A 20,785-nucleotide genomic window follows, 5' to 3' on the forward strand; every position below is an offset into this window, starting at 1 on the left:
GCAGTTATCCGGCGGCGCCAGTGCCCTCCTCCCGGCGCCTATAGACATCTACGGGCCCCGCCCCGAGAATAGGGCGCTTTGCGTAACACATAACAAGAATCTGACCCGGCAGCCCGGCCAAAAGCAGGGACGCCACACTTAGGTCAAACTTTGGCCGGACAATAGGAGAGCACCTTGAGCCAGACCAGTTCCAGCAATGCCAGCGAGTCGCACCCGCAAGACCCGCAGCAGTCGCACCGCACCCCCAGCCTGCTGGATGCACTGATCCCCCTACTGATACTCATCGCCCTACTCTCACTCTCCGTATTTTTCTATGGTGCCGACTCCTCGTACGGCCCCAACCAGATCGCCCTGCTGTTGTGTGCAGGTGTCGCCGCCCTGGTGGGCATGAAAAACGGATTCACCTGGAAGGAAATGGAAGGCGGCATGCTGCACGGCATCGGCCTGGTGTTCGGCGCCATCCTTATTCTTCTCGCCGTCGGCGCGCTGATCGGCAGCTGGATTCTCGCGGGCACTGTCCCTTCAATGATCTACTACGGGGTTCAGATCCTGTCTCCCCAGTGGTTCTACGCGGCCAGCTGTATCATCTGCGCCATCGTCGGCCTGAGCATCGGTTCCAGCTGGACCACTGCCGGCACCCTGGGCGTGGCCCTGATGGGAATTGCCGGTGCACTGGGACTTAACCCGGCGATTACCGCAGGTGCGGTCATTTCCGGCGCCTACTTTGGCGACAAAATGTCCCCCCTGTCCGACACCACCAACGTGGCTGCCGCGGTAACCTCCAACGACCTGTTCCTGCATATCCGTCATATGCTCTGGACCACCATCCCGGCGTTTACCATCGCGCTGGTGATCTTCGCAGCAATTGGCCTCAGCACTGATACCGGCCAGGCCTCCGCGGAAGATATCCAGCAGCTGCTGGGCGCCCTGCAGGCCGAGTTCAATATTTCCATCATCAGCATGGTGCCCCTGGCATTACTGCTGTTTATGGCGTGGAAGAAAATTCCCGCCTACCCGACACTGATTATCGGCTCCCTGGTAGGCTGCCTGATCGCGATCATCTTCGAACCCAATGCCACCCGCCAGCTCGCCGGCGGCGAGGGCCCGCTGAGCCTGCTGAAGGGTGCCTGGCACAGTTTGTTCGATGGCTACAAATCCACGTCCAGTAATGAGGCGGTTGCCTCCCTGCTCTCCAAGGGCGGCATGAGCAGTATGCTCAACACCATCTGGCTGATCATTTCCGCCATGGCCTTTGGCGGCGTGATGGAGCGCGCGGGCTTCCTCGAGCGCATCGTCAACTGGGCGCTGTCCGGCGTGAAGACCGTGGGCGGCCTGATCACCTCTACGGTATTTACCTGCTTCGGCATGAACGCCGCTGCCGGCGACCAGTACATGGCGATCATCATTCCCGGACGCATGTTCCGCGAGGCTTTCGAGAACAAGGGACTGCACGGCCTGAACCTGTCTCGCACCCTTGAAGACTCCGGCACCATCACTTCCGTGCTGATCCCCTGGAATACCTGTGGTGCATATATGAGCGCGACTCTGGGTATTGCCACATTCACTTATGCCCCCTTCGCCCTGTTCAACATCATCTGCCCCCTGCTCGCCATCGCCTATGGCTGGCTGCACTTCAAGCAGATGCCTCTGGGCAAGCAGGTGCAACTTCCGGTGGCTGAGGCGCGCGGATAGCCCCCCTCCCCACTGCACTATTTCCCGCAGTACCGGGCGAAGCGTCCCACGCGCTTCGCCCACACCGTGTAATATTTCTCTTTTATCAAGAACATCTGCCCCGTGAACCAGAAGCCCCCCGTTTCCGAATCCCAGCCCGGCTCACAGCCGGCATCCACACTCTCCGACTTGATAGCGTCCGCCGACTTTAACCTGCGCTGGTTTGACGTCGGTCGCCGAATCCAGCCAGTGAGCAAGAAAGCCGCTCAAGCGTTTGAAGAAGGCGCGGCCCCATGGCCACACCCGTATCTTCGCCAGGCCTGGTGCGGCCTGCTGCTGTGGCCAGCGGATGAGGCTGCGGGCGGCGACCCGGTAGTGTGGTTCCTGCGCTTGCCGCTGGATGAGCAGGGCAAACTGCTGCTGCCCATCCGCGACCGTTTCCTGAAACAACTGCAACAGGCGCTGTATCCAGAGGGCAACGGGGAGAAGGATCCGGCCAAATACCTGCAACAGGCGTTGGAAGACAGCGGGCTGGTATTCACCCCGCCTGAGGAGAAGCGCGCGGTATTCCACGCCAAGGCCGCTAAACAGCTAAAGCGGCCTGCCAGTGACCACTACCCAGCAGCCCAGGCCTACGCCAAAGATCCGGCGTCATTTCCCTGGGACCAGCTCGCCCTGCAGGGCATTGCCGACCTCGCAGTGCGCTGGGAAGAACAGCGAGACCGGCTCGCGGGGAGCATCCCGTGTTTCGCCGCACCGGCGCTGATCCCCCTGTGCCAGTGCCTGGAGAGTGAAGCCATTGACCACCACCTGGCGGAACCGCTGATCCTGCGCGCGGAACAGGTACTCGCTGGCGGCGCCCCCGAGCAGAATGGCCTGAACCTGGTTATCGCAGTGATTCGCGGCCTGTCCCACAGTATCGCCACTGGTATGCGCCAACAGTTCCTGTTGCGGGTACTGCAAAGTGATGCCGCCACCAACGGTGAAGTACTCGCAGCCATCGGCAGTCGCTGTAGTGAAGACCTTCTCGTTCCAGAGCTGGCACAGCTCTGGCTGGAAAATCTCAGCGCCAGCCAGCCCCAGCAGACCTTTAACCTGCTGCTCACCGACCTGCTGTTCCTCCCCCAGTTGCGCAACGTGCTGCTGGGCGTATTGCGCAATCCGGAGCGAAAAGAGTCCGTCGCGCACGCATTTGGCGAATTTCTGCAGCCCAGCGGAAATTAAGCGGAGCAACATTCACGCGCCAAAGTATCCCCCCTTCTACCCTGTATTCGCAGCGCGCATAAAAATATGCGCGCAATTCATCGAGTTTGTAAAAGGCTGCGGCGTCGTTTTATCGCAGCTTTGGCGCACGATGCAGCGTATTTTTTCGGCCGGGAAGGAAAAAGAATTTTTTTTCACACCCCGAAAAAAAATTCTTGTCTGCGCTGCGGTGAACCTGGGCGCAATTTGGCGGATAACCCTTTAAATTCAGGCTTACACGCGCGACAAACTGGCGGCCGTTTTATCCTGAATTCACCTCTGGCGGCTATTTTAACCGCGCGCCTATTACACTCCATTGGGCGGTATGTTTGTAGAAAAGATTTTTACAAAGCACACCAAACAGGTGACGTTTTATTGTCTATGCTATTGACTAACATCAACGGAAAGGAGTTAGGGGATGAATTTCACTCCAGCCAAGTACTTAACCGGAATTATATGTGCACTGGTCCTCGCAGGTTGTTGTGCACCGGCTCCGATGCCGGCCGCCTGCCCTCCGGGCTCAGAACAAATTCCGACTTCCATGGCCTGTCCTGCGGACGCGGATTGCTGGATGGCATCCGATAATGTGCGCTGTATGAAAGTGGTTAAATAATCACTCTCGTACCAGGTTCATGCAAATGCCGCTTTTCGAAGCGGCATTTTGCATTTCTGCCCCCCCATAATTACGCCTTGCCTGTCGCTTCTCCCAATTCGCCTCCCAACCACATTCTGACCTCCTGATTTTCAGGCACCGCTCAGATATACCCAGAATTTCCCTGCCTTAAAAATGTGCGCAATTGCACGATGATGCCGCCTTACCGTGCTCTGCTGCCACGCCCCGCAACATTCACACCCCGAGTTGGCCCAGCGGGGTAAATGCCGTTAATATTTGCGCCTATCCCGTTCTTTCTAAAAGCGAATAATTATTGATCATGGATGCTCTTCCCCTGTCTGCCGCCATCTCCAAACTGCAACAACACAAAGACCAGCAGCGCTGGTCACTGCGAGACCTGTTTGCAGCCACCCCCAACCGGGCACAGGTTTTCAGTGCCGAAGCCGCGGGGATTTACCTCGACTACAGCAAAAACCTGCTCAGTGCAGAGACCCTGCAGTTACTGCTCGGATACACAGATACAGCCAAGCTGAAAAGTGGCATTGAGGCACTGTTTGCAGGAGCCCCCATCAATAACACCGAGCATCGCCCCGCTCTACACACGGCGTTGCGTTTTCAGGGCGAGCCCAAGACGGAACACGAACACGCAGTAGCAGACTGCCGCGAGCAGATGGAAAAGTTCGCGGCACAGATCCACAACGGCGGCTGGACCGGTTTTACCGGCAAGCCTATTCGCCATGTGGTAAACATCGGCATCGGCGGCTCCGACCTGGGTCCGCGCATGGTATGTGAAGCTCTGCGCCCCTGGCACAAGGATGACCTCAAGGTGCACTTTGTCGCCAATATCGATGGTGCCGACCTGAGCGATACCATTGCCTCCCTGCCCGCTGACGAGACTTTATTCATCGTCGCCTCCAAGTCCTTCTCAACCCTGGAAACCCGTCAGAACGCCCTCTCAGCGCGTCAGTGGGTGCTCGACGCGGGTTGTGCAAAATCCGACCTGGAAAAGCATTTTGTGGCAGTGAGCAGCAACATTGTGGCGGCGCAGGATTTCGGTATTGCTGCACAGAATATTTTTCCCATGTGGGACTGGGTTGGCGGCCGCTATTCGCTGTGGTCCGCTATTGGCCTGCCCATCGCCCTGGCCTGCGGCTTTGACGTTTACAGCGATCTGCTGAAAGGCGCCAACGCCATGGATACCCACTTCGCAGAAGCGGAGTTTGCACAAAACCTGCCGGTGCTGATGGCGCTGATCCACTTCTGGTACCGCCAGTGCTGGGGCGCCGGCAGCCTCGCCGTCCTTCCCTACGCACAGCGCCTGGCAAAATTCCCGGCGTGGCTGCAGCAGCTGGATATGGAGAGCCTGGGCAAAAGCGTGACCCGCGATGCCCAGCCGCTGCCCTATCCGAGTGGCAGTGTGATCTGGGGTGCCGAGGGTAGTAATGGCCAGCATTCCTTCCACCAGCTGCTGCACCAGGGCACGGATATGATTCCTGCGGATTTTGTGGCGATCAAGCAGCCAACATCGGAGCTCGAGGAGCAACACCAGTGGCTGCTTTCCTGCTGCCTGAGCCAGAGCCAGGCGCTGTTGCGCGGCAAATCACTGGCCGAGGCCCGCAAGGAGCTGGAGGCCTCAGGCCACACGCACAAGGAAGTACACCAGCTGGCGCCACACAAGGTGATCCCGGGCAACCGTCCGAGCAATACCCTGGTTGTGGAGAAGCTGGATCCTTTCCATCTGGGCAGCCTGCTGGCGCTGTATGAGCACAAGGTGTTCACCTTCGGCTGCCTGCTGGATATCAATCCTTTTGATCAGTGGGGCGTGGAACTGGGCAAGGTACTCGGCAACGCGGTACACGATGCGATCGAGGGTGAGATTCCCGCGGATTGGGACGGATCTACTGCACACCTGATGAAACTGCTTCTTAAATAAACACGCGTTTGGTGGCAATCATTGAGGTCACTCGGTGGCGGCAAAGCCATTACCTTTGCCGCCACCGAATCATCTAACCGGAACAACCATACTCAATCAATCTTCCGAGCCTGCTGCTCCAGTAACGGCTTGATCAAGTCCATCGGCAACGGGAACACAATCGTGGAATTTTGCTCCCCAGCAATATCGATCAACGTCTGCATATAACGCAACGTAATCGCATTTGAGTTTTTGGACAGCTGATCCGCGGCCTCGGTAAGCTTTGCCGCCGCCTGAGCTTCCCCCTCTGCATGAATCACCTTCGCCCGCCGCGAACGCTCTGCCTCGGCCTGCTGGGCAATGGCGCGGATCATGCTCTCGTCCAGGTCGATATGCTTGATCTCGACATTGGTGACCTTCACGCCCCAGGCATCGGTCTGCTCATCAAGGATTTTCTGGATATCCACATTGAGCTTGTCCCGCTCGGACAGCATCTCATCCAGCTCGTGCTTGCCCAGCACCGAACGCAGGGTCGTCTGCGAAAGCTGGCTCACCGCCTCGTGATAGTTTTCCACATTGATGATCGCTGACTGTGGATCAATTACCCGGTAATACACCACTGCGTTTACCTTTACCGAAACATTGTCCCGACTGATCACATCCTGGGTCGGCACATCCATCACCACCGTGCGCAAATCCACTCGCTCCATAGTCTGGATAACCGGGATAATGATGATCAACCCCGGCCCCTTTACCGCCTGGAAGCGGCCCAGAAAAAATACCACCGCGCGCTCATACTCTCGCAGCACCCGGATGGCATACATCACCAGCAGTACAACCGCCAGCGCTAATAGACTCGCAAAATAGCTCACCATAAACCTGCTCCCGTTCGTCCCTATTCCGGTTGTACCTGCAACACCAACCCCTGCTCCGCCACTACCTGCACCAGCTGCCCTTCCGTCAACAGGTTGTCGCAGCGGGCGCTCCAGATTTCCCCATCGATCTTCACCAGCAATCTGGGCTCAACCTCTGTCACCACCGCGGTTCGCCCCACCATCGCCTGATTAGCAGCGATTTTTGGCTTGCGCAGGCTGCTGCCCACCGCGTATAAAATCCCGAGCAGTGCCAGACCGCTGACACCGGCAATACCGCCAATCAAGCCCTTGGACACCTGCATGCCCGGTACATCGCTGTCGATCAACAGTACAGAGCCGATGACCAGAGCCACTACGCCACCAATACCCAGCGCGCCGAAGCTTGGTACAAACAGTTCCGCGGCAATCAGCAATGCGCCGACCACAATCAATGCCAGCCCCGCATAGTTGACCGGCAACACCTGTAGCGCGTAAAACGCCAGCAGCAGGCAAATGACGCCAACCACGCCCGGCACAATGGCCCCCGGGCTGTAGCCCTCGAAAATCAGGCCGTAGATACCCACAAGCAACAGAATGTAGGCCACCTGAGGATTCGTGATCAGGGATAATAGTTCGTTGCGCCAGTCCGGCTCGTAGGCCACTACCGGAAGCCTTGTGGTTTCTGCGGCGATTTGCTGCTTGCCCGAGGCCATCACCACTTCGCGACCCGCCAACTGCGCAAGCAATTGCTGTTGGTTGTCCGCCACCACATCGATCACATTTTCCGCCAGCGCCTCTTTCGCCGTCAGGGTTGCCGCATCGCGCACCGCTTTTTCTGCCCAGTCGGCATTGCGATTGTGGCGGTTGGCCAGTCCACGGATATAGGCCACCGAATCGTTGATGACTTTACGCTCCATCGCAGTGCCGCCCTGCTTTTCGGATTCGCTCTCCCCGTCCGTATCCGCAGAGTCCGCCGGCTCGGCCTCTTGTGACGTCTTCTCCGGTTTCTGCCCCGGCGGCTTTTGCGGTTCCTGCTGTCCGGGCATACCACCAATCTGTACCGGTGTGGCGGCGCCCAGTGTGGTTGAGGACGTCATGGCGGCCACATGGCTGGCGTAAAGAATATAGGTGCCGGCGCTGGCAGCGCGGGCACCGGCGGGCGTGACGTAGGTTACATAGGGAATATCGGAAGCGAGAATATGCTGGATAATATCGCGGGTCGCGGCATCCAGGCCGCCCGGCGTATCCATGTTCACAACAAACAGACGTGCGCCATTTTCGCGGGCAGTTTCACTGGTGCGAACCAGATAATCCGTGGTGGCCGGGCCAATGGGACCATTGATGGAAAGTTCCGCAATATGCGGACTGTTTTCTGGCGTCTCGGATTCCTGAGTAAAACCACACAACGGCGTAACCTGCGCCACCAAAAGCAGCAGGCAAACGAGTACTCCTTTCGACAACCGCTTGTTCATAACCATTATCCCGGGTGCGAAAGAGGGAAAGGAGATACAAGCGTAACAGAACAAAACGAGGTTAAAGGGATTGAGCCGCCGGATACACGCGCGTCGTCAAATTGCCGCCATTAACCTTGCGCCAGATAACGTCGCGCAAACCTGGGATCCATTTTCTCCAGGTCTACCACCACCAGGCCATCCACTGAATCGCAGAAATCCGGGTCGATATTGAATGCGTGGAAGCTGGTACCGCCGGGGGTGGTTACAGCGGTGTACTTCTTGAAAAGCGGGGGCAGGACTACGCCCTCTTCTTTCAGGATCCGCTTCAACTGCAGCATATCGTTAGTGGCACTGCCGGTAAGCTCCGGTAGATCATCGCGGGCTTCAATAAACGGCAGGCGCGCGTTGCCCATGGGTTGCCGGGTAGCAAAGTGGTGCAGGAAGTAACGCACGATGGCAGACTTTGCCCGGCGGGAAAAGTTGCCGGGCATGGATACCGGACCAAACAGATAGCGGCGGTTGTTGCGCAGAATCCACTGGCCGATCCCACCCCACAGTAAATCCAACCCGCGGCTGCGCCAGTATTCCGGCAGTAGAAAGCTGCGCCCCAGTTCCGCTGAGGCCGGCAGACACTCCTCCGGTGCGCGGGAATAATTGAACAGGGTGGTGCTGTAGATTTTGTCCGCGGTCAGACCATCGGTACTCACCAGGCGATAAGCACCGGCCAGTTGCTGGCGCTCCCTGTCCCACAACAGCAGATGGTCGTACCAGGCATCAAACGCATCCCAGTCGCGACTATTGCCGGTACCTTCCCCTACAGCGCGAAAGGCGATTTCCCGCAGTCGCGAAAGCTCGCGCATTACCGGGCAATCAGATTTCTGACGGTAGAGTTTCACCTCAAATTCACCCTGCGCCACCAGGGTCTCGCAGCTCGCCAGTACGGCGGCGACCTCGGAGGGGACCTCTGCACCGGCAATGGGTTCCGGCGCCAGCCCCTGCGGGTTTTTATGCAGTCGGTAAACCTGCTTTTTCCACAGCTTGGCCTGGGCACGCGGCGCCATGGGCCAATCCCGGTAGTGCTCCGGTGTTACCGGCGTACCGATGCGGATGTCGATGCCTTTGCGCACCTGTTTGAACATCTCCCGGATCAACCACAGGGTCGACAGCGGCTTGTTCACCATGGACAGGCCGTACCACCACAGGGAGTTTCTGCCGCGCACCTGCACCGGCAAAATGGGTGCATTGGTCTTGTCGGCAAAGCGAATAAACCCCGGGTTCCAGCGGCCGTCGCGCACCCCCTGAGGAGTCAGACGAGAGACTTCACCGGCGGGAAAGACGATGATGGCACCGCCGGTGCGCAGGTGACGGTAAATACCGTCCACATCCTCGCGGCGGGTGCGGCCATTGAAGTTATCCACGGGCAACAAGTAACCTCGCAGTGGTTCGATATTCCACAGCAGCTGGCTGGCCACAGCTTTTACATCCTTGCGAACCCGCGCCACCATGTCGATCAGAGCAAGCCCATCGAGACTACCCAGGGGATGGTTGGAAACGATCACCAACGGCCCTTCCGTGGGAATCCTCTCCAATTCCGCCAGATTGACGTCGTAGTGAAAATCAAACGAGCGGAACACCTGGCGGATAAAGTCGAGCCCGCCCAGATGGGGGAATTCGCGACCGAACTGCTGCAGTTGCTGCTCGCAACAGATCTTCTTGACCGTGGCCGAAATCAGCCGCCGCGCCGGGCTTCCCGGGGCCGCACGGTACCAGGGGTTTTTCTGTAACAGGCTTTCCAGTTGGATCATGCGGCTACCGCCTCTGTCATGATGCGAGCAATTTTGGGCGTGCGGTGCCAATGCAGGATATTCAGTGCTCCGCTTTTTTCTTCCACAACCGCAGTCATCGAATCCACCCAGTCCCCGCAGTTGGCATAAGTGACCGCACTGTCCTGCACCCTGCTGTTTCGGATACCGGCGCGGTGGATATGTCCACAGATGACGCCGTCAAAACCCCGTCTGCTGGTCTCGCGAATCGCCACCTCTTCGAACTTGTTCATCATCCGGCGCGCCGCATTTACGCGGTTCTTTACATGGTTGGCGAGGGACCACCAGGGCTTGTCGAAGCGGCTGCGCCAGTAATTGATCCAGCGATTGAAGCGCAACATCAGGTAATAGCTCTGATCACCAATGTGGTAGCTGACGGGATTGATCTGGATGTGGTGTTCGAACTGGTCACCGTGGGTTACCCAGTAGCGTTTGCCGTCCGCGGCGGTGTGAGTCCACTCCCGCTCCACGCGAATATTGCCCAGGCGCTTGCCCGCCCAGCTGCGCATGGGTGCATCGTGATTACCGGGGACGTAAATGACTTCGGGAGTATTGCAGCTGATTTCAGAAAGCATGCTGAGCAGCAGGCTCGAGGCTTGGCACCAGCTGCCCTTGCCCTGGGAGAGCGCTTTCATATCAAAGATATCGCCCACCAGATACACCGTATCCGCCGAATTCTGGGCGAGGAAGTCCGCCAGCCGTTGCGGCTCGCTGTCCCGGCTGCCCAGGTGAACATCGGATATCCACAGTGCGCGATAGCGGTTACTCATTGGCAAGTCCCATCATAGGTTGCGGCCATGTTGATGGGGGAAACTTTGCTTGAGCTTTCTTACAAAGCGACGGCTGTTTCTTGAAGCTTCTGTGTCAGGCGGGCGCTGGAGAGGAAGCCGGTGACATTCCCCAGGAAAATGGGGAACCAGATCCTAATCCCGCACCCGCTGTATCCGCTCCAAACGGGAAACACTGCCCAGATAGTCCTGCCAGCTCGCCTCCAGTTCCGCGGTCTGGTAGCGCTGGTACTTTTCCCGGTCCAGCCAGAAGACACGGGTTTGGGCCCGGCGCAGATCGATCAGAGGCAACTGATCAATGGCCGCCGAGCCCCGTTTGAAGACGGAGCCAGCCCGGGAATTCTGGATCATGTCGCTGACGATGGTGAGGTGAACATTTTCCGCTGCGGGATCAAAGTGATTCAGCGCGGCCACATCAGAAAGCGCCTCGTAGATCGGCGAGACCGGCTGCTCGCCGGCGGAAACCGCACGTGCAATGGCCAGGTCAAGCGGCTGCTCGAACCGCTCTCGATAGAGCGCCTGCACAAATTGCTGGTTCGCGGTCAGCGCACTCACATCCTCACCCGCATGTGGCTTGCACAGGTCCACCACGGGTTCGGACAGGCCGTTGTAGTGATCATCCAGTACAAAAATGGAGAAGCGATCATTCACTGCCGCTGATGCAAGCAAGCCGGAGAGGTGCGTCTCCAGGAAATGGGTCTGGTGCGGTGAGAGCGTATCGGAGGCGTCAATCACCACAATATGCTGGGCGAACCGCGGCAAGTGCGGATTGCACAGGGTTACCTTGTCGTAATCCCGCTCCGGGGCCCGCACAACCTGCAGGGTGAAGATACCAAGCGCCACCAGGGCTGCGGCGCACAGGGAAAAAACGGCAATGCCCTTTTTATCCTCACCGGAAAGCCCGCGACGCCGTCCCGATGCGCGGCGCTTGTGCGCGCGTCTCCAAAGTGTCATTACGCCCTCCGCAGGCCGTAATCCAGCTCGAGTTTATCCACCAGGGAAGCCAGTGACTCCTGCGCCGATTCACAGCGGGCATTCACTGTATCAATCGCTTCGGTGTACACCTCGTCCAGTTCATCCATCAACGCTTCAAAGGCGGCAAGGTCTCGCTGGTGCTGCTCCAACCCGGTAGTGTTCAGACGCGGCAGCTTGTCCAGTTCAAATCGCAAAAGCTCGCCAAAATACGCTGCGCGCCGGTTCAGCATACGAGCGGAATAGGACTGGTAATAGCGGATCAACTCGTCCAGTAACCCCTGCGCCTTAACGATATCTTCATGATAATGGCGGTGGATTTCCTCACTGCGCTCGATACTGGCCTTGAACTGGATAAACTGCGCACGGATGGTTTTTTCCTTCTCCGCCAGCACTTCGTGAATGTCCTCGGCGAGTTCGTTGGCGCCTTCGATGGCATCCTCGAAAGCTTCTCCCCAGGCTTTTTGCAGCGTGCGTACCCGGCGCGTGATCGCCGTGTATCCAGGATAGCGATCATCCACCACAAAGAACTTCGCCGTGAGCAACACCAGGGCGATACCGCTCACCACCACCATTATCCAAGAATTGAAGTCCTGGATACCGAGGGGCTGACTCCAGAGGCTGGTCATTGCCAGCTGCGATGCAGTGAACGGATTTTGCTCGAGCGCCTCGCGGTAGTGCCCAACGCCCAGCACAAAGGTCACGGCGGTGGCCAGCACAGCAGTACACAACAGCATCGCTCCCGCTTTCCTCACCAGGTTCTGGTGGAAACAGTTACGCAGGGAAAACGCCATAAACGCGGCGAAGCCGAGATTGATCAGCGAGATGATAAAGGCCTGGAAGAACCCGCCTACCAGCCCCAGGTCGCTGCCCTTTGACAGGAAAAACGCATTGAGCACCGTTTCCAGAATAACGATAAAGAAAATTACCGAGTGATGCAGGATCCGGGATTCCCGATATACCGCCTCGCGGGTGAGGCCATTGCGGTGACGGAAGATCTCCAGGTCCATGCGCACCGCCGAGTAGTCCTGCGCGCTGCGCTTGAGCCCACTCACCAGGTTCGCCATGCGGCTGCTGATCTTTTTGTCCACCAGTGCATCGGTGTTTTTCAGGTCCTGAAACAGCTGTCGGATTTCCACTTCGCTCCGGTCTGCCAGCTCTTTATCCAACTCACTTTGACGGTTTTCATGGACCCGGCCGATGATTTCACGCACCACGTATGAGCGCAGGCCCTCTTCGCTCTCCGTATGGTTGCGACGGTCATGTTCCGGAATGCCCGCTTTCACATCGCGCTCTACGCGCTGCTCAATTTTGAGGGCCGAGATGGCGGCTTTGGTGGCCGGTATTGAAGTCATGCTGTCACCTAAAAACTTCCACTACATTTTAGGTTTGGCGTTTCCCCTACTCCCTGGCACGAAAGGCACCAGACAGAGTTCAGTCCAGTGTTGGAGAAACCCTTACTTGAGAATAGCTCTCCACTTGCCCGTTTGTTGTCGATGCGACGAAGCGTTATCCATTCGCTCAAAGAGGCGCCACAATTTCACCCATTCCTGCCATAACCTCCTTTCCACCGGACCCACTCACCCAACCTCGTGGCAATTCGCGCCAACTCAGAAAAAGATATTGCGCCCAAAGTAAAATTAACTCTAAGATTTAAATGCCTTGGCATGCAATAACAATCAAGGCCTGCACTCGCGCCGCAACTGGCGCCTCCTGCGAATAAACGATAACAACAGGAAAACCACCATGCTCCACTCTCGACTGATCACCCTGACTTCACTGTGCGCACTGACGGTCTCGGCCGCCGTACATGTCTCCGCTGCCGATATCGATCAGGTACTGCCGATCCAGCACAGCTGTAGCAGCACCCTCAAAATTCGCGCCCAGGATATGACCGGCAGTCAGCTAAACGCCACCTGTGCGGACCTGTCTGCGGAAGAAGCGCTCTTTCACCAGCGCCTGCAAACCAACCAGATCCCGGTGCCCGATGACTACAACACTGACCTGCGGGTAGTGGTGTTTGACGATTACAACCAGTACGACACCCACGGCTATGACCTGTTTGGCATCAACACCAACAATGGCGGTATGTATATCGAAGGCACGCCCTCCAACCCGGGTAACCAGGCCAGCTTCTACGCCCACGAAGCCTCCTGGCTGCGCCCCGAGTTTTCAATCTGGAACCTGGAGCACGAATATGTGCACTATCTGGACGGGCGCTTCGTTGCCTATGGCGGCTTCAATCACTACCCGGGCAATATGGTCTGGTGGTCCGAAGGGCTCGCTGAGTATCTATCCCTGGGCAATAACAATCCGGAGGCGGTACAGGTCGCCCGGGACCACAAACCGCGCCACCGCAAACCCAGCCTGGCGTCTGTGTTCGCGACCACCTACCGCGACAAAACCGATCAGGTATATCGCTGGAGCTACCTTGCCATCCGCTTCCTGTTCGAGCGTCACTACGATGAAGTGATCGCGATGACCAACACACTCAAGAACAACGATTTCGGCAGCTATACCGCTTACCTCAACAGCTGGGAAAGCAACTATGAAGCGGAGTACCAGAACTGGTTGAACGGACTGATCAACAGCGGGGCGAGCGGAAGGCAGAAGGACAGTAAAAAAGAGCAGATGCTGCAGAAGCATTCCATGGCCGAGGAGAAGAGACGCAGCGGCGGTAAAGAGAAGTAACCGGATACTCAGGCACAAACAGAAAAGGGCCCCGCGGGGCCCTTTTCTTATGGATGATTTAGCAAGCAGTCACTCGCTATCGCCCGGGTGGCGCATGGGTGCCGGGAAGGGGAACTGGGCGATCTTGTCACCTTTCACCTCGACAATCTTGCCGGTGCCCTCTTTCTCCACCTCGTCGATCCGCACAATACTGTGCATGGGGATATAGGAGCGCTTCACCGAGGCAAACTCGGTCTTCAGCTTCTCTTCACTGGGGTCCACAACCAGCTGCGACTTCTCACCGAACACGAACTCCTCCACCTCGATGAAACCGTACATTTCACTCTGGTAGATGGCACGGGCATAGAGCTCGTACACCTGGTTCTGGTTGTGGAAAATCACTTTGTAGATCGGGTTAGACATAGATCTCTCTGGAATGGGAAAGAATCGGCCGGGGCGGAACAGGAATGCCCCGTGAATTCTAGTGTCGAATCAGTAAATTCGCGGGCCCTGCCGCGAAAAGCGCGGAAGAGTAGCATTCAAGTAGGTCGGCGTCTATGCAGCTCTTGGAGCGGCCGGTATAATGCCCCACCTTTGCAGATTGACCAAATTTTAACCAGGCGCATTATGTCTTCTGAACTGTCCGAAAAACCGGTGAAAAAGCTCTTTATCAAGACCCACGGGTGCCAGATGAACGAGTACGATTCCGCCCGTATGCGGGATCTGCTGGGCGAATCCCATCAGATGGTCCCCACTGACGACCCGGAAGAAGCGGATGTACTGCTGGTGAACACCTGTTCTATCCGTGAGAAGGCGCAGGAAAAATTATTCCACCAGCTGGGTCGCTGGAAGCACCTGAAGGAAAAGAATCCCGAGCTGGTCATCGGCGTTGGCGGCTGCGTGGCGAGCCAGGAAGGCGAAGCGATCGCCAAGCGCGCGCCCTACGTTGACCTGGTATTCGGCCCGCAGACCCTGCACCGCCTGCCGGAAATGATGGAAACCAGGAAACAGCAGAGCGGCGCCATCGTGGTAGACGTGTCCTTCCCGGAGATCGAGAAGTTCGACCGCCTGCCGCAACCGGAAGCGGACGGCGTGAGCGCGTTCGTATCCATCATGGAAGGCTGCTCCAAATACTGCACCTTCTGCGTGGTGCCCTACACCCGCGGCGAGGAGGTCAGCCGCCCGGTAGCGGACGTGCTGGAAGAAGTGGCACACCTGGCTGGCCAGGGCGTGCGCGAGGTGAACCTGCTGGGCCAGAACGTGAACGCCTACCGCGCTCCGGGCGAAGACGGCCAGATCGTGGACTTCGCCGAGCTGATCACCTATGTAGCGGCCATCGACGGTATCGACCGAATCCGCTACACCACGTCGCACCCGGTAGAGTTTTCCGATGCACTGATCGATGTTTACGCCGAAGTGCCGGAACTCGTGAACCATCTTCACCTGCCGGTGCAGAGCGGCTCCGACCGCATCCTGATGGCGATGAAACGCGGCCATACCGCGCTGGAATACAAGTCCAAGATCCGCCGCCTGAAGGCGATCCGCCCGGATATCTGCCTGTCTTCTGACTTTATCATCGGCTTCCCGGGGGAAACCGAGCAGGATTTCGAGGCGACCATGAAGCTGATTCAGGATGTGGGCTTTGATATCTCTTTCAGCTTCATCTATTCCGCGCGCCCGGGTACCCCGGCGGCTGACCTGCCGGACGATACCCCGGAAGAGGTGAAGAAGAAGCGTCTGCAGCTGCTTCAGCACCGCATCAACCAGCAGGCGGCGGAGATCGCGCGCCGCATGGTGGGTAACGTGGAGCGGGTTCTGGTCAGTGGTGTATCCAAAAAAGATCCGGGCCAGCTGCAGGGACGGACCGAAAACAACCGGGTGGTCAATTTCCGTTGCGACCAAATGGAGCTGATCGGTAAATTTGCCGATGTATTGATTGAGGAAGCACTTCCTAACTCGCTGCGGGGCACGCTGGTAGCTTCTGAACTGGATGGGCCGCTGAGCTGATTCAGTGGTTCCAACTCGGCAGGGGCCGTGGCGGCCCTGCTACCGATTCCCCTTTGCGAGACACGGGCTAGGCGCCCCCCCGATAATCCATCCCTGGGGGCTCTTCCGCGAGGTCTCTCTCGCGGAAGGTCTCGCAAAGGGGAATCGATATCAGCGCCTTAGCATCGCAACACTTCAGATACTTACCAACCGCTTGGGTCGTATATGCACTGAATCAGATGCTAAGGCCATGCTGCCGGTATTCGTTTCCGGGACCGTACGCGGCCATGGATGGCCGTGTCCGAGCGCACAGGGATGTGCTTGTAGCGTGTCCCGGAAACGAATACCGGCAGCTTGGCCGCCACACAACCACCTACGAAGCACTAAATCCCAAAGCAACCACAAAGCTTCATACTCCTCTGTTATAAGCCCTGAGACCGTTTAGAACCCATTCGTCACAAACCGACCTTTCCCCTATCAGGTAAATGGGTATAACCTACAGACTGAACCCCCAGACTAAAGGTGCATGGAAACCAATTTGGAAACACAAGCCCTCGCTCACAGCATCACCCTTGAGCCAAATGACGCCCGCCGCCTGGCCAACCTCTGTGGCCAATTTGATCAACACCTGCGCCAGATAGAACAGCGACTGGAAATTGAGATCCGCAATCGCGGCAATCAGTTCGCCTTCTACGGCGATGCCAATTCGGCCCGCGCCGCCGGTGAGATCCTGAGTAACCTGTACAAGGAAACCGGATCCAACAACAACCTGACCCCGGACGAAATCCACCTCGCCCTGCAACAGTCGGACGTCGAACTGGTAAAAGGCGGGCAAAAGATCGAGGAAGGTGAAGGCGACCAGGTAGTGCTGATCCGCACCAAGAAGTGTTCCGTAAGGCCCCGGGGAATCAACCAGCGCAAATATGTTCGCGCGGTACAGAGCAACGATATCAACTTCGGCATCGGCCCAGCCGGTACCGGTAAAACCTACCTCGCCGTGGCCTGCGCCGTGGAAGCCCTGCTCAAGGACTCCGTGGAGCGTATCCTGCTGGTACGCCCGGCGGTAGAAGCAGGTGAGAAACTGGGCTTCCTGCCCGGCGACCTCAGCCAGAAGGTAGACCCCTACCTGCGCCCCCTGTACGACGCCCTCTTTGAAATGCTCGGTTTTGAAACCGTGGGCAAGCTCATCGAGCGCAACGTGATTGAGGTAGCGCCGCTGGCCTATATGCGCGGCCGTACCCTGAACAACGCCTTCGTGATTCTGGACGAGAGCCAGAACACCACCCGCGAACAGATGAAGATGTTCCTGACCCGTATCGGGTTCGGCTCCACCGCGGTGATCACCGGCGACCCCAGCCAGATCGACCTGCCCCGCGGACAGGCCTCGGGCCTGCGCCACGCCATCGAGGTACTGGATAACGTCAACGGCATCAGCTTTACCCACTTTGGCGCCAAGGACGTGGTCCGCCACCCGCTGGTTCAGCGCATTGTGGAGGCCTACGACATTCACGAAGCGGAAGTGGAATCTGAGCGCGAAGCGCGCAAGGCCGCAGCGCTGGAAGCCGCCGCCGGCAAAGCCGCTGGAGAAAATGCGGCCTGATGCCGCGCCCATGAACACCAGCCAATCCGAGAGCGGGGCCCAATCCGGGCCGCTCGAACCCGCTGACATCGCCCTCGATGTTCAGCGGGCTACCTCCTTTCCCGAACTCCCCAGCGACGACGAACTCGCCCGTTGGGCGGCAGCCGCCGTGGGCGGGCATCGGGCAGAAGCCGAGATATCCCTGCGCATCGTCGATGAAGGCGAAAGCGAGGCACTCAACAGCCAGTACCGCGGCAAGCAAAAGCCCACCAATGTGCTCTCATTCCCCGCCGATATCCCCGAAGAACTGGGTTTGCCCCTGCTTGGTGACCTGGTGATCTGCGCTCAGGTAGTGGCCAGGGAAGCGGAACAGCAGCACAAAGCCCTTTCCTCACACTGGGCACACATGGTGGTCCATGGCACACTGCATCTTTTGGGTTACGACCATATCGAGGACGATGAGGCCGAGATTATGGAAAATCTCGAAACCCGAATACTGGCAGGTCTGGGAATCGACGATCCCTACCGCCCCATAGATGAGCCGGCGCAAGGTGCGCCGGCCGAAAAAATTTCAGACGGAACCGACGAGTAACGCGGAGTATGGCCACATCCATGACCACCGACGAACCCCCAAGTAGCTCCTCCTCCAACCGCCCGCGATCGGGTGAAAAGAACTGGTTGGAGAAAATACTGGGTGCCTTCTCACAAGAACCCAAGTCCCGCGATGAGCTGCTGGACATCATCAAAGATGCCGCAGAAAACAAGGTGGTAGACGCCGAAGCGCTATCCATCATCGAGGGAGCGCTGGATGTATCCAGCCAGCAGGTGCGGGAAATCATGATTCCGCGCTCGCAGATGGTGGTGGTCAGCATTGAAGACCACCCCAAAGAATTCCTGCCCAAGATCATCGAATCCGGCCACTCCCGTTTCCCGGTGGTGGGCGAGAGCATCGACGATATCCGCGGCATACTCCTCGCCAAGGATCTGCTGCCGCTGGTGCTGAAAGGCGTGGACGAATTCCGCCTCGAGGACCATATCCGGCCCGCCAATATCATTCCCGAGAGCAAACGCCTGAATATCCTGCTGCGGGAATTCCGCGAGAACCGCTATCACATGGCTGTCGTGATCGACGAGTATGGTGGTGTCTCGGGCGTGGTGACTATTGAAGATATCCTTGAGGAGATCGTCGGCGAGATCGAAGACGAGACCGACGAGGAAGAAGCGGATAGCTTTATCCGCAAGGTGAGCGACAACGATTTTGTGGTGAAAGCGCTCACCCCCATCGAGGACTTCAACGAGTACTTTGAGTGTGAATTCAGCGATGAAGAGTTCGACACCATCGGCGGTCTGATCATGCAGTCCTTTGGCCACTTGCCGGGGCGCGACGAGATGACCAAGCTCGGAGATTTCAAGTTCCGCGTCCTCTACGCCGACAACCGGCAGATTCACCTGCTGCGTGTAAGTCGATTTGACAGGCCCGCTGAAGAAGATGGCTGATGCGTAAATTCGTGCCTTTTTTGGCCGCCCTGTTCTCGGGCGGCCTGCTGACTCTTTCTTTTGCCCCCTATAACCTCTGGCCGCTCGGACTGCTGTCCCTCGCGCTGCTTGCCTGGCTGCTGGCGCCCGGTCGCCATCAACTGGAGAAGGCCAGCAGCGGGAAGGGAATCTTTCAGGTCGCCCTCTGCTACGGTATCGGCCTGTTTGCCACCGGTGGCTCCTGGGTATACGTCTCGATCACCGACTTCGGCAATTCCTCCCCTGTGCTGGGGGTCATCCTTACCGGCGCCTTTGTAGGCGTGCTGGCACTGGCATTTGCCCTGCCCTTCCCGTTACTGGCACGCCTGCGTGCAAACCCCGTGTCGTTTGCCCTGGGATTCGCCGCGCTCTGGTTTGTCAGCGAGTGGGTTCGCACCTGGCTGTTTACCGGCTTCCCCTGGTTGTTTGCAGGCTATGGCCATATACACACCTGGCTTTCCGGCTGGGCGCCCATCGCCAGTGTCTACGGTATCGGCCTGTTACTCGCGTTTTCCGCTGCCGTGCTGGCACTGTTTATGCGCCGCGCCTTCGCCTCCTGGAAGTCCGCCAGTGCGCTGTCGCTACTGGCCGCCGCCCTGCTGACCTGGCCGGCCGGGCTGCTGCTGTCGAAAGTGGATTGGACGGAAAGTACGGGTGAGGAACTGACCGTTGGCCTGGTACAGGCCAATATTCCCCAGGACAAAAAGTGGCAGCCGGAATTCCGCGGCGAGACTATCAGACGCTACCAGAGTGCCACCGAGGCACTCCACCGCGAAAAAGTGGATCTGGTGATCTGGCCAGAGGCAGCACTGCCGCTGCTTTACCACCACGCGCCCAACCTGATGGATGCGCTGCAAAACAACGCGCAGGAAACCGGCACAGACCTGATCACCGGCATCCTCTACGACACCGAGGAAGATTACCGACGCGTGGTGCACAATTCCGCAGTGGTCTTCGGCACTGAATCCCAGCTGTACCACAAGCGCCACCTGGTACCTTTCGGCGAGTATGTGCCGCTGGAGGACTGGATTCGCGGCACCATCGAATTCTTCAACCTGCCCACCTCCTTCATCCGCCCGGGACCGGAGGGCCAGCAGCCGCTCCAGGCCGGGGGCGTAAGCTGGGCTCCGCTGATCTGTTACGAAATCGTCTATCCGCAACTGGTGTCCCAGAGCAGCGGTGATGCGCAGGTTCTGCTGACCCTGAGCAATGACGCCTGGTTTGGGCGCTCCATTGGCCCGTTACAGCATATGCAGATGGCACAGATGCGCGCCCTGGAAACCCGTCGCTACCTGGTGCGCGCCACCAATACCGGGGTAACCGCCATTGTTGCGCCAGACGGCAGTATCACCGAGCAATTACCACAATTCGAACAGGCAACCCTGACCGGCGAAGTACAGGGTCGCAACGGCTACACACCGTTCATGCTGATCGGTGTGTGGGGGCTGGTAGCACTGGCCACGCTGATGCTGGTATTCGCAGCCCTGTTACAACGTCGCCCTGCCCCCGAAAATACCGCGGTATTCGGTGGCGAAGCTGCTGACTGATTGAACAGGCAGACCGGGGCGGTGATTACCCCGGTTTGCCGCCTGCTTTCACACGCCTTTCACAATCCCCGGGATTTCTTGCCCGGCACTTCCTGCAAGCCGCCCGCTGGCTGCTATTATCGTGAGATATTCACCCGGCGATAAAGACCCCAGCGCAGT

16 protein-coding genes are annotated in these 20,785 nt (G+C 58.1%); 9 read left to right on the forward strand and 7 right to left on the reverse strand.

Annotated elements, in window-relative coordinates; translation table 11 throughout:
• The first annotated feature begins 174 nt into the window (after nt 1–174).
• The 3 genes from nhaC (at nt 175) to pgi (ending at nt 5,459) form a co-directional block, all read left to right on the forward strand.
• On the forward strand, nt 175–1,692 hold the full coding sequence (nhaC, locus tag HUW35_RS00550) for a Na+/H+ antiporter NhaC (protein WP_370464606.1): 1,518 nt from the start codon (nt 175–177) through the stop codon (nt 1,690–1,692).
• Nucleotides 1,693–1,794: 102 nt separating this feature from the next.
• The gene (locus tag HUW35_RS00555) at nt 1,795–2,895 is read left to right on the forward strand and encodes a DUF3549 family protein (RefSeq protein ID WP_181253797.1); all 1,101 of its coding nucleotides are present in this window, start codon (nt 1,795–1,797) and stop codon (nt 2,893–2,895) included.
• 950 nt (nt 2,896–3,845) lie between these two features.
• Nucleotides 3,846–5,459 (forward strand): glucose-6-phosphate isomerase, encoded by a 1,614-nt coding sequence (gene pgi / locus HUW35_RS00560; protein ID WP_181253798.1) that lies wholly within the window; start codon nt 3,846–3,848, stop codon nt 5,457–5,459.
• Nucleotides 5,460–5,551: 92 nt separating this feature from the next.
• Here the strand turns inward: pgi and HUW35_RS00565 are convergent, their stop codons facing one another.
• From HUW35_RS00565 to HUW35_RS00590, 6 genes are all read right to left on the reverse strand, one after another.
• A complete protein-coding gene (locus HUW35_RS00565) occupies nt 5,552–6,313 on the reverse strand; it encodes a slipin family protein (RefSeq protein ID WP_181253799.1) in 762 nt (253 codons plus the stop codon).
• 20 nt (nt 6,314–6,333) lie between these two features.
• Nucleotides 6,334–7,764, reverse strand: a complete 1,431-nt coding sequence (locus HUW35_RS00570; RefSeq protein WP_255463393.1) for a nodulation protein NfeD — start codon at nt 7,762–7,764, stop codon at nt 6,334–6,336.
• Nucleotides 7,765–7,874: 110 nt separating this feature from the next.
• Nucleotides 7,875–9,551: a lysophospholipid acyltransferase family protein gene (locus HUW35_RS00575; protein WP_181253801.1), complete on the reverse strand. Its 1,677-nt coding sequence runs from the start codon at nt 9,549–9,551 to the stop codon at nt 7,875–7,877.
• Nucleotides 9,548–10,339 (reverse strand): UDP-2,3-diacylglucosamine diphosphatase, encoded by a 792-nt coding sequence (locus HUW35_RS00580; protein WP_181253802.1) that lies wholly within the window; start codon nt 10,337–10,339, stop codon nt 9,548–9,550. The genes HUW35_RS00575 and HUW35_RS00580 overlap by 4 nt, the downstream gene beginning before the upstream one ends.
• Before the next feature lie 153 nt (nt 10,340–10,492).
• Complete coding sequence (locus HUW35_RS00585; protein ID WP_181253803.1) at nt 10,493–11,311, reverse strand: hypothetical protein; 819 nt, start codon at nt 11,309–11,311, stop codon at nt 10,493–10,495.
• On the reverse strand, nt 11,311–12,684 hold the full coding sequence (locus HUW35_RS00590) for a hypothetical protein (protein ID WP_181253804.1): 1,374 nt from the start codon (nt 12,682–12,684) through the stop codon (nt 11,311–11,313). The genes HUW35_RS00585 and HUW35_RS00590 overlap by 1 nt, the downstream gene beginning before the upstream one ends.
• 391 nt (nt 12,685–13,075) lie before the next feature.
• On the opposite strand from HUW35_RS00590, the gene HUW35_RS00595 reads away from it, so the two are divergent.
• Nucleotides 13,076–14,020 (forward strand): collagenase, encoded by a 945-nt coding sequence (locus HUW35_RS00595; RefSeq protein ID WP_181253805.1) that lies wholly within the window; start codon nt 13,076–13,078, stop codon nt 14,018–14,020.
• Between the two features lie 69 nt (nt 14,021–14,089).
• On the opposite strand, the gene HUW35_RS00600 is transcribed toward HUW35_RS00595, so the two are convergent.
• Nucleotides 14,090–14,422 (reverse strand): DUF1820 family protein, encoded by a 333-nt coding sequence (locus HUW35_RS00600; protein ID WP_181253806.1) that lies wholly within the window; start codon nt 14,420–14,422, stop codon nt 14,090–14,092.
• A 204-nt stretch (nt 14,423–14,626) separates the two neighbouring features.
• Here HUW35_RS00600 and miaB point away from each other — a divergent pair, with 204 nt between their 5' ends.
• The 5 genes from miaB (at nt 14,627) to lnt (ending at nt 20,626) form a co-directional block, all read left to right on the forward strand.
• Nucleotides 14,627–16,006: a tRNA (N6-isopentenyl adenosine(37)-C2)-methylthiotransferase MiaB gene (gene miaB, locus HUW35_RS00605; protein ID WP_181253807.1), complete on the forward strand. Its 1,380-nt coding sequence runs from the start codon at nt 14,627–14,629 to the stop codon at nt 16,004–16,006.
• Nucleotides 16,007–16,511: 505 nt separating this feature from the next.
• Nucleotides 16,512–17,585 carry a PhoH family protein gene (locus HUW35_RS00610; RefSeq protein WP_181253808.1) on the forward strand — a complete coding sequence of 358 codons (1,074 nt, stop codon included), beginning with the start codon at nt 16,512–16,514 and terminating at the stop codon, nt 17,583–17,585.
• 10 nt (nt 17,586–17,595) lie between these two features.
• Nucleotides 17,596–18,156 (forward strand): rRNA maturation RNase YbeY, encoded by a 561-nt coding sequence (ybeY, locus tag HUW35_RS00615; protein ID WP_181253809.1) that lies wholly within the window; start codon nt 17,596–17,598, stop codon nt 18,154–18,156.
• Nucleotides 18,157–18,164: 8 nt separating this feature from the next.
• Nucleotides 18,165–19,061 carry an HlyC/CorC family transporter gene (locus HUW35_RS00620; protein ID WP_219932625.1) on the forward strand — a complete coding sequence of 299 codons (897 nt, stop codon included), beginning with the start codon at nt 18,165–18,167 and terminating at the stop codon, nt 19,059–19,061.
• Complete coding sequence (lnt, locus tag HUW35_RS00625; RefSeq protein WP_181253810.1) at nt 19,061–20,626, forward strand: apolipoprotein N-acyltransferase; 1,566 nt, start codon at nt 19,061–19,063, stop codon at nt 20,624–20,626. The genes HUW35_RS00620 and lnt overlap by 1 nt, the downstream gene beginning before the upstream one ends.
• Nucleotides 20,627–20,785 lie beyond the last annotated feature (159 nt).

Source organism: Microbulbifer sp. YPW1 (assembly GCF_013367775.1).
GTDB lineage: Bacteria > Pseudomonadota > Gammaproteobacteria > Pseudomonadales > Cellvibrionaceae > Microbulbifer.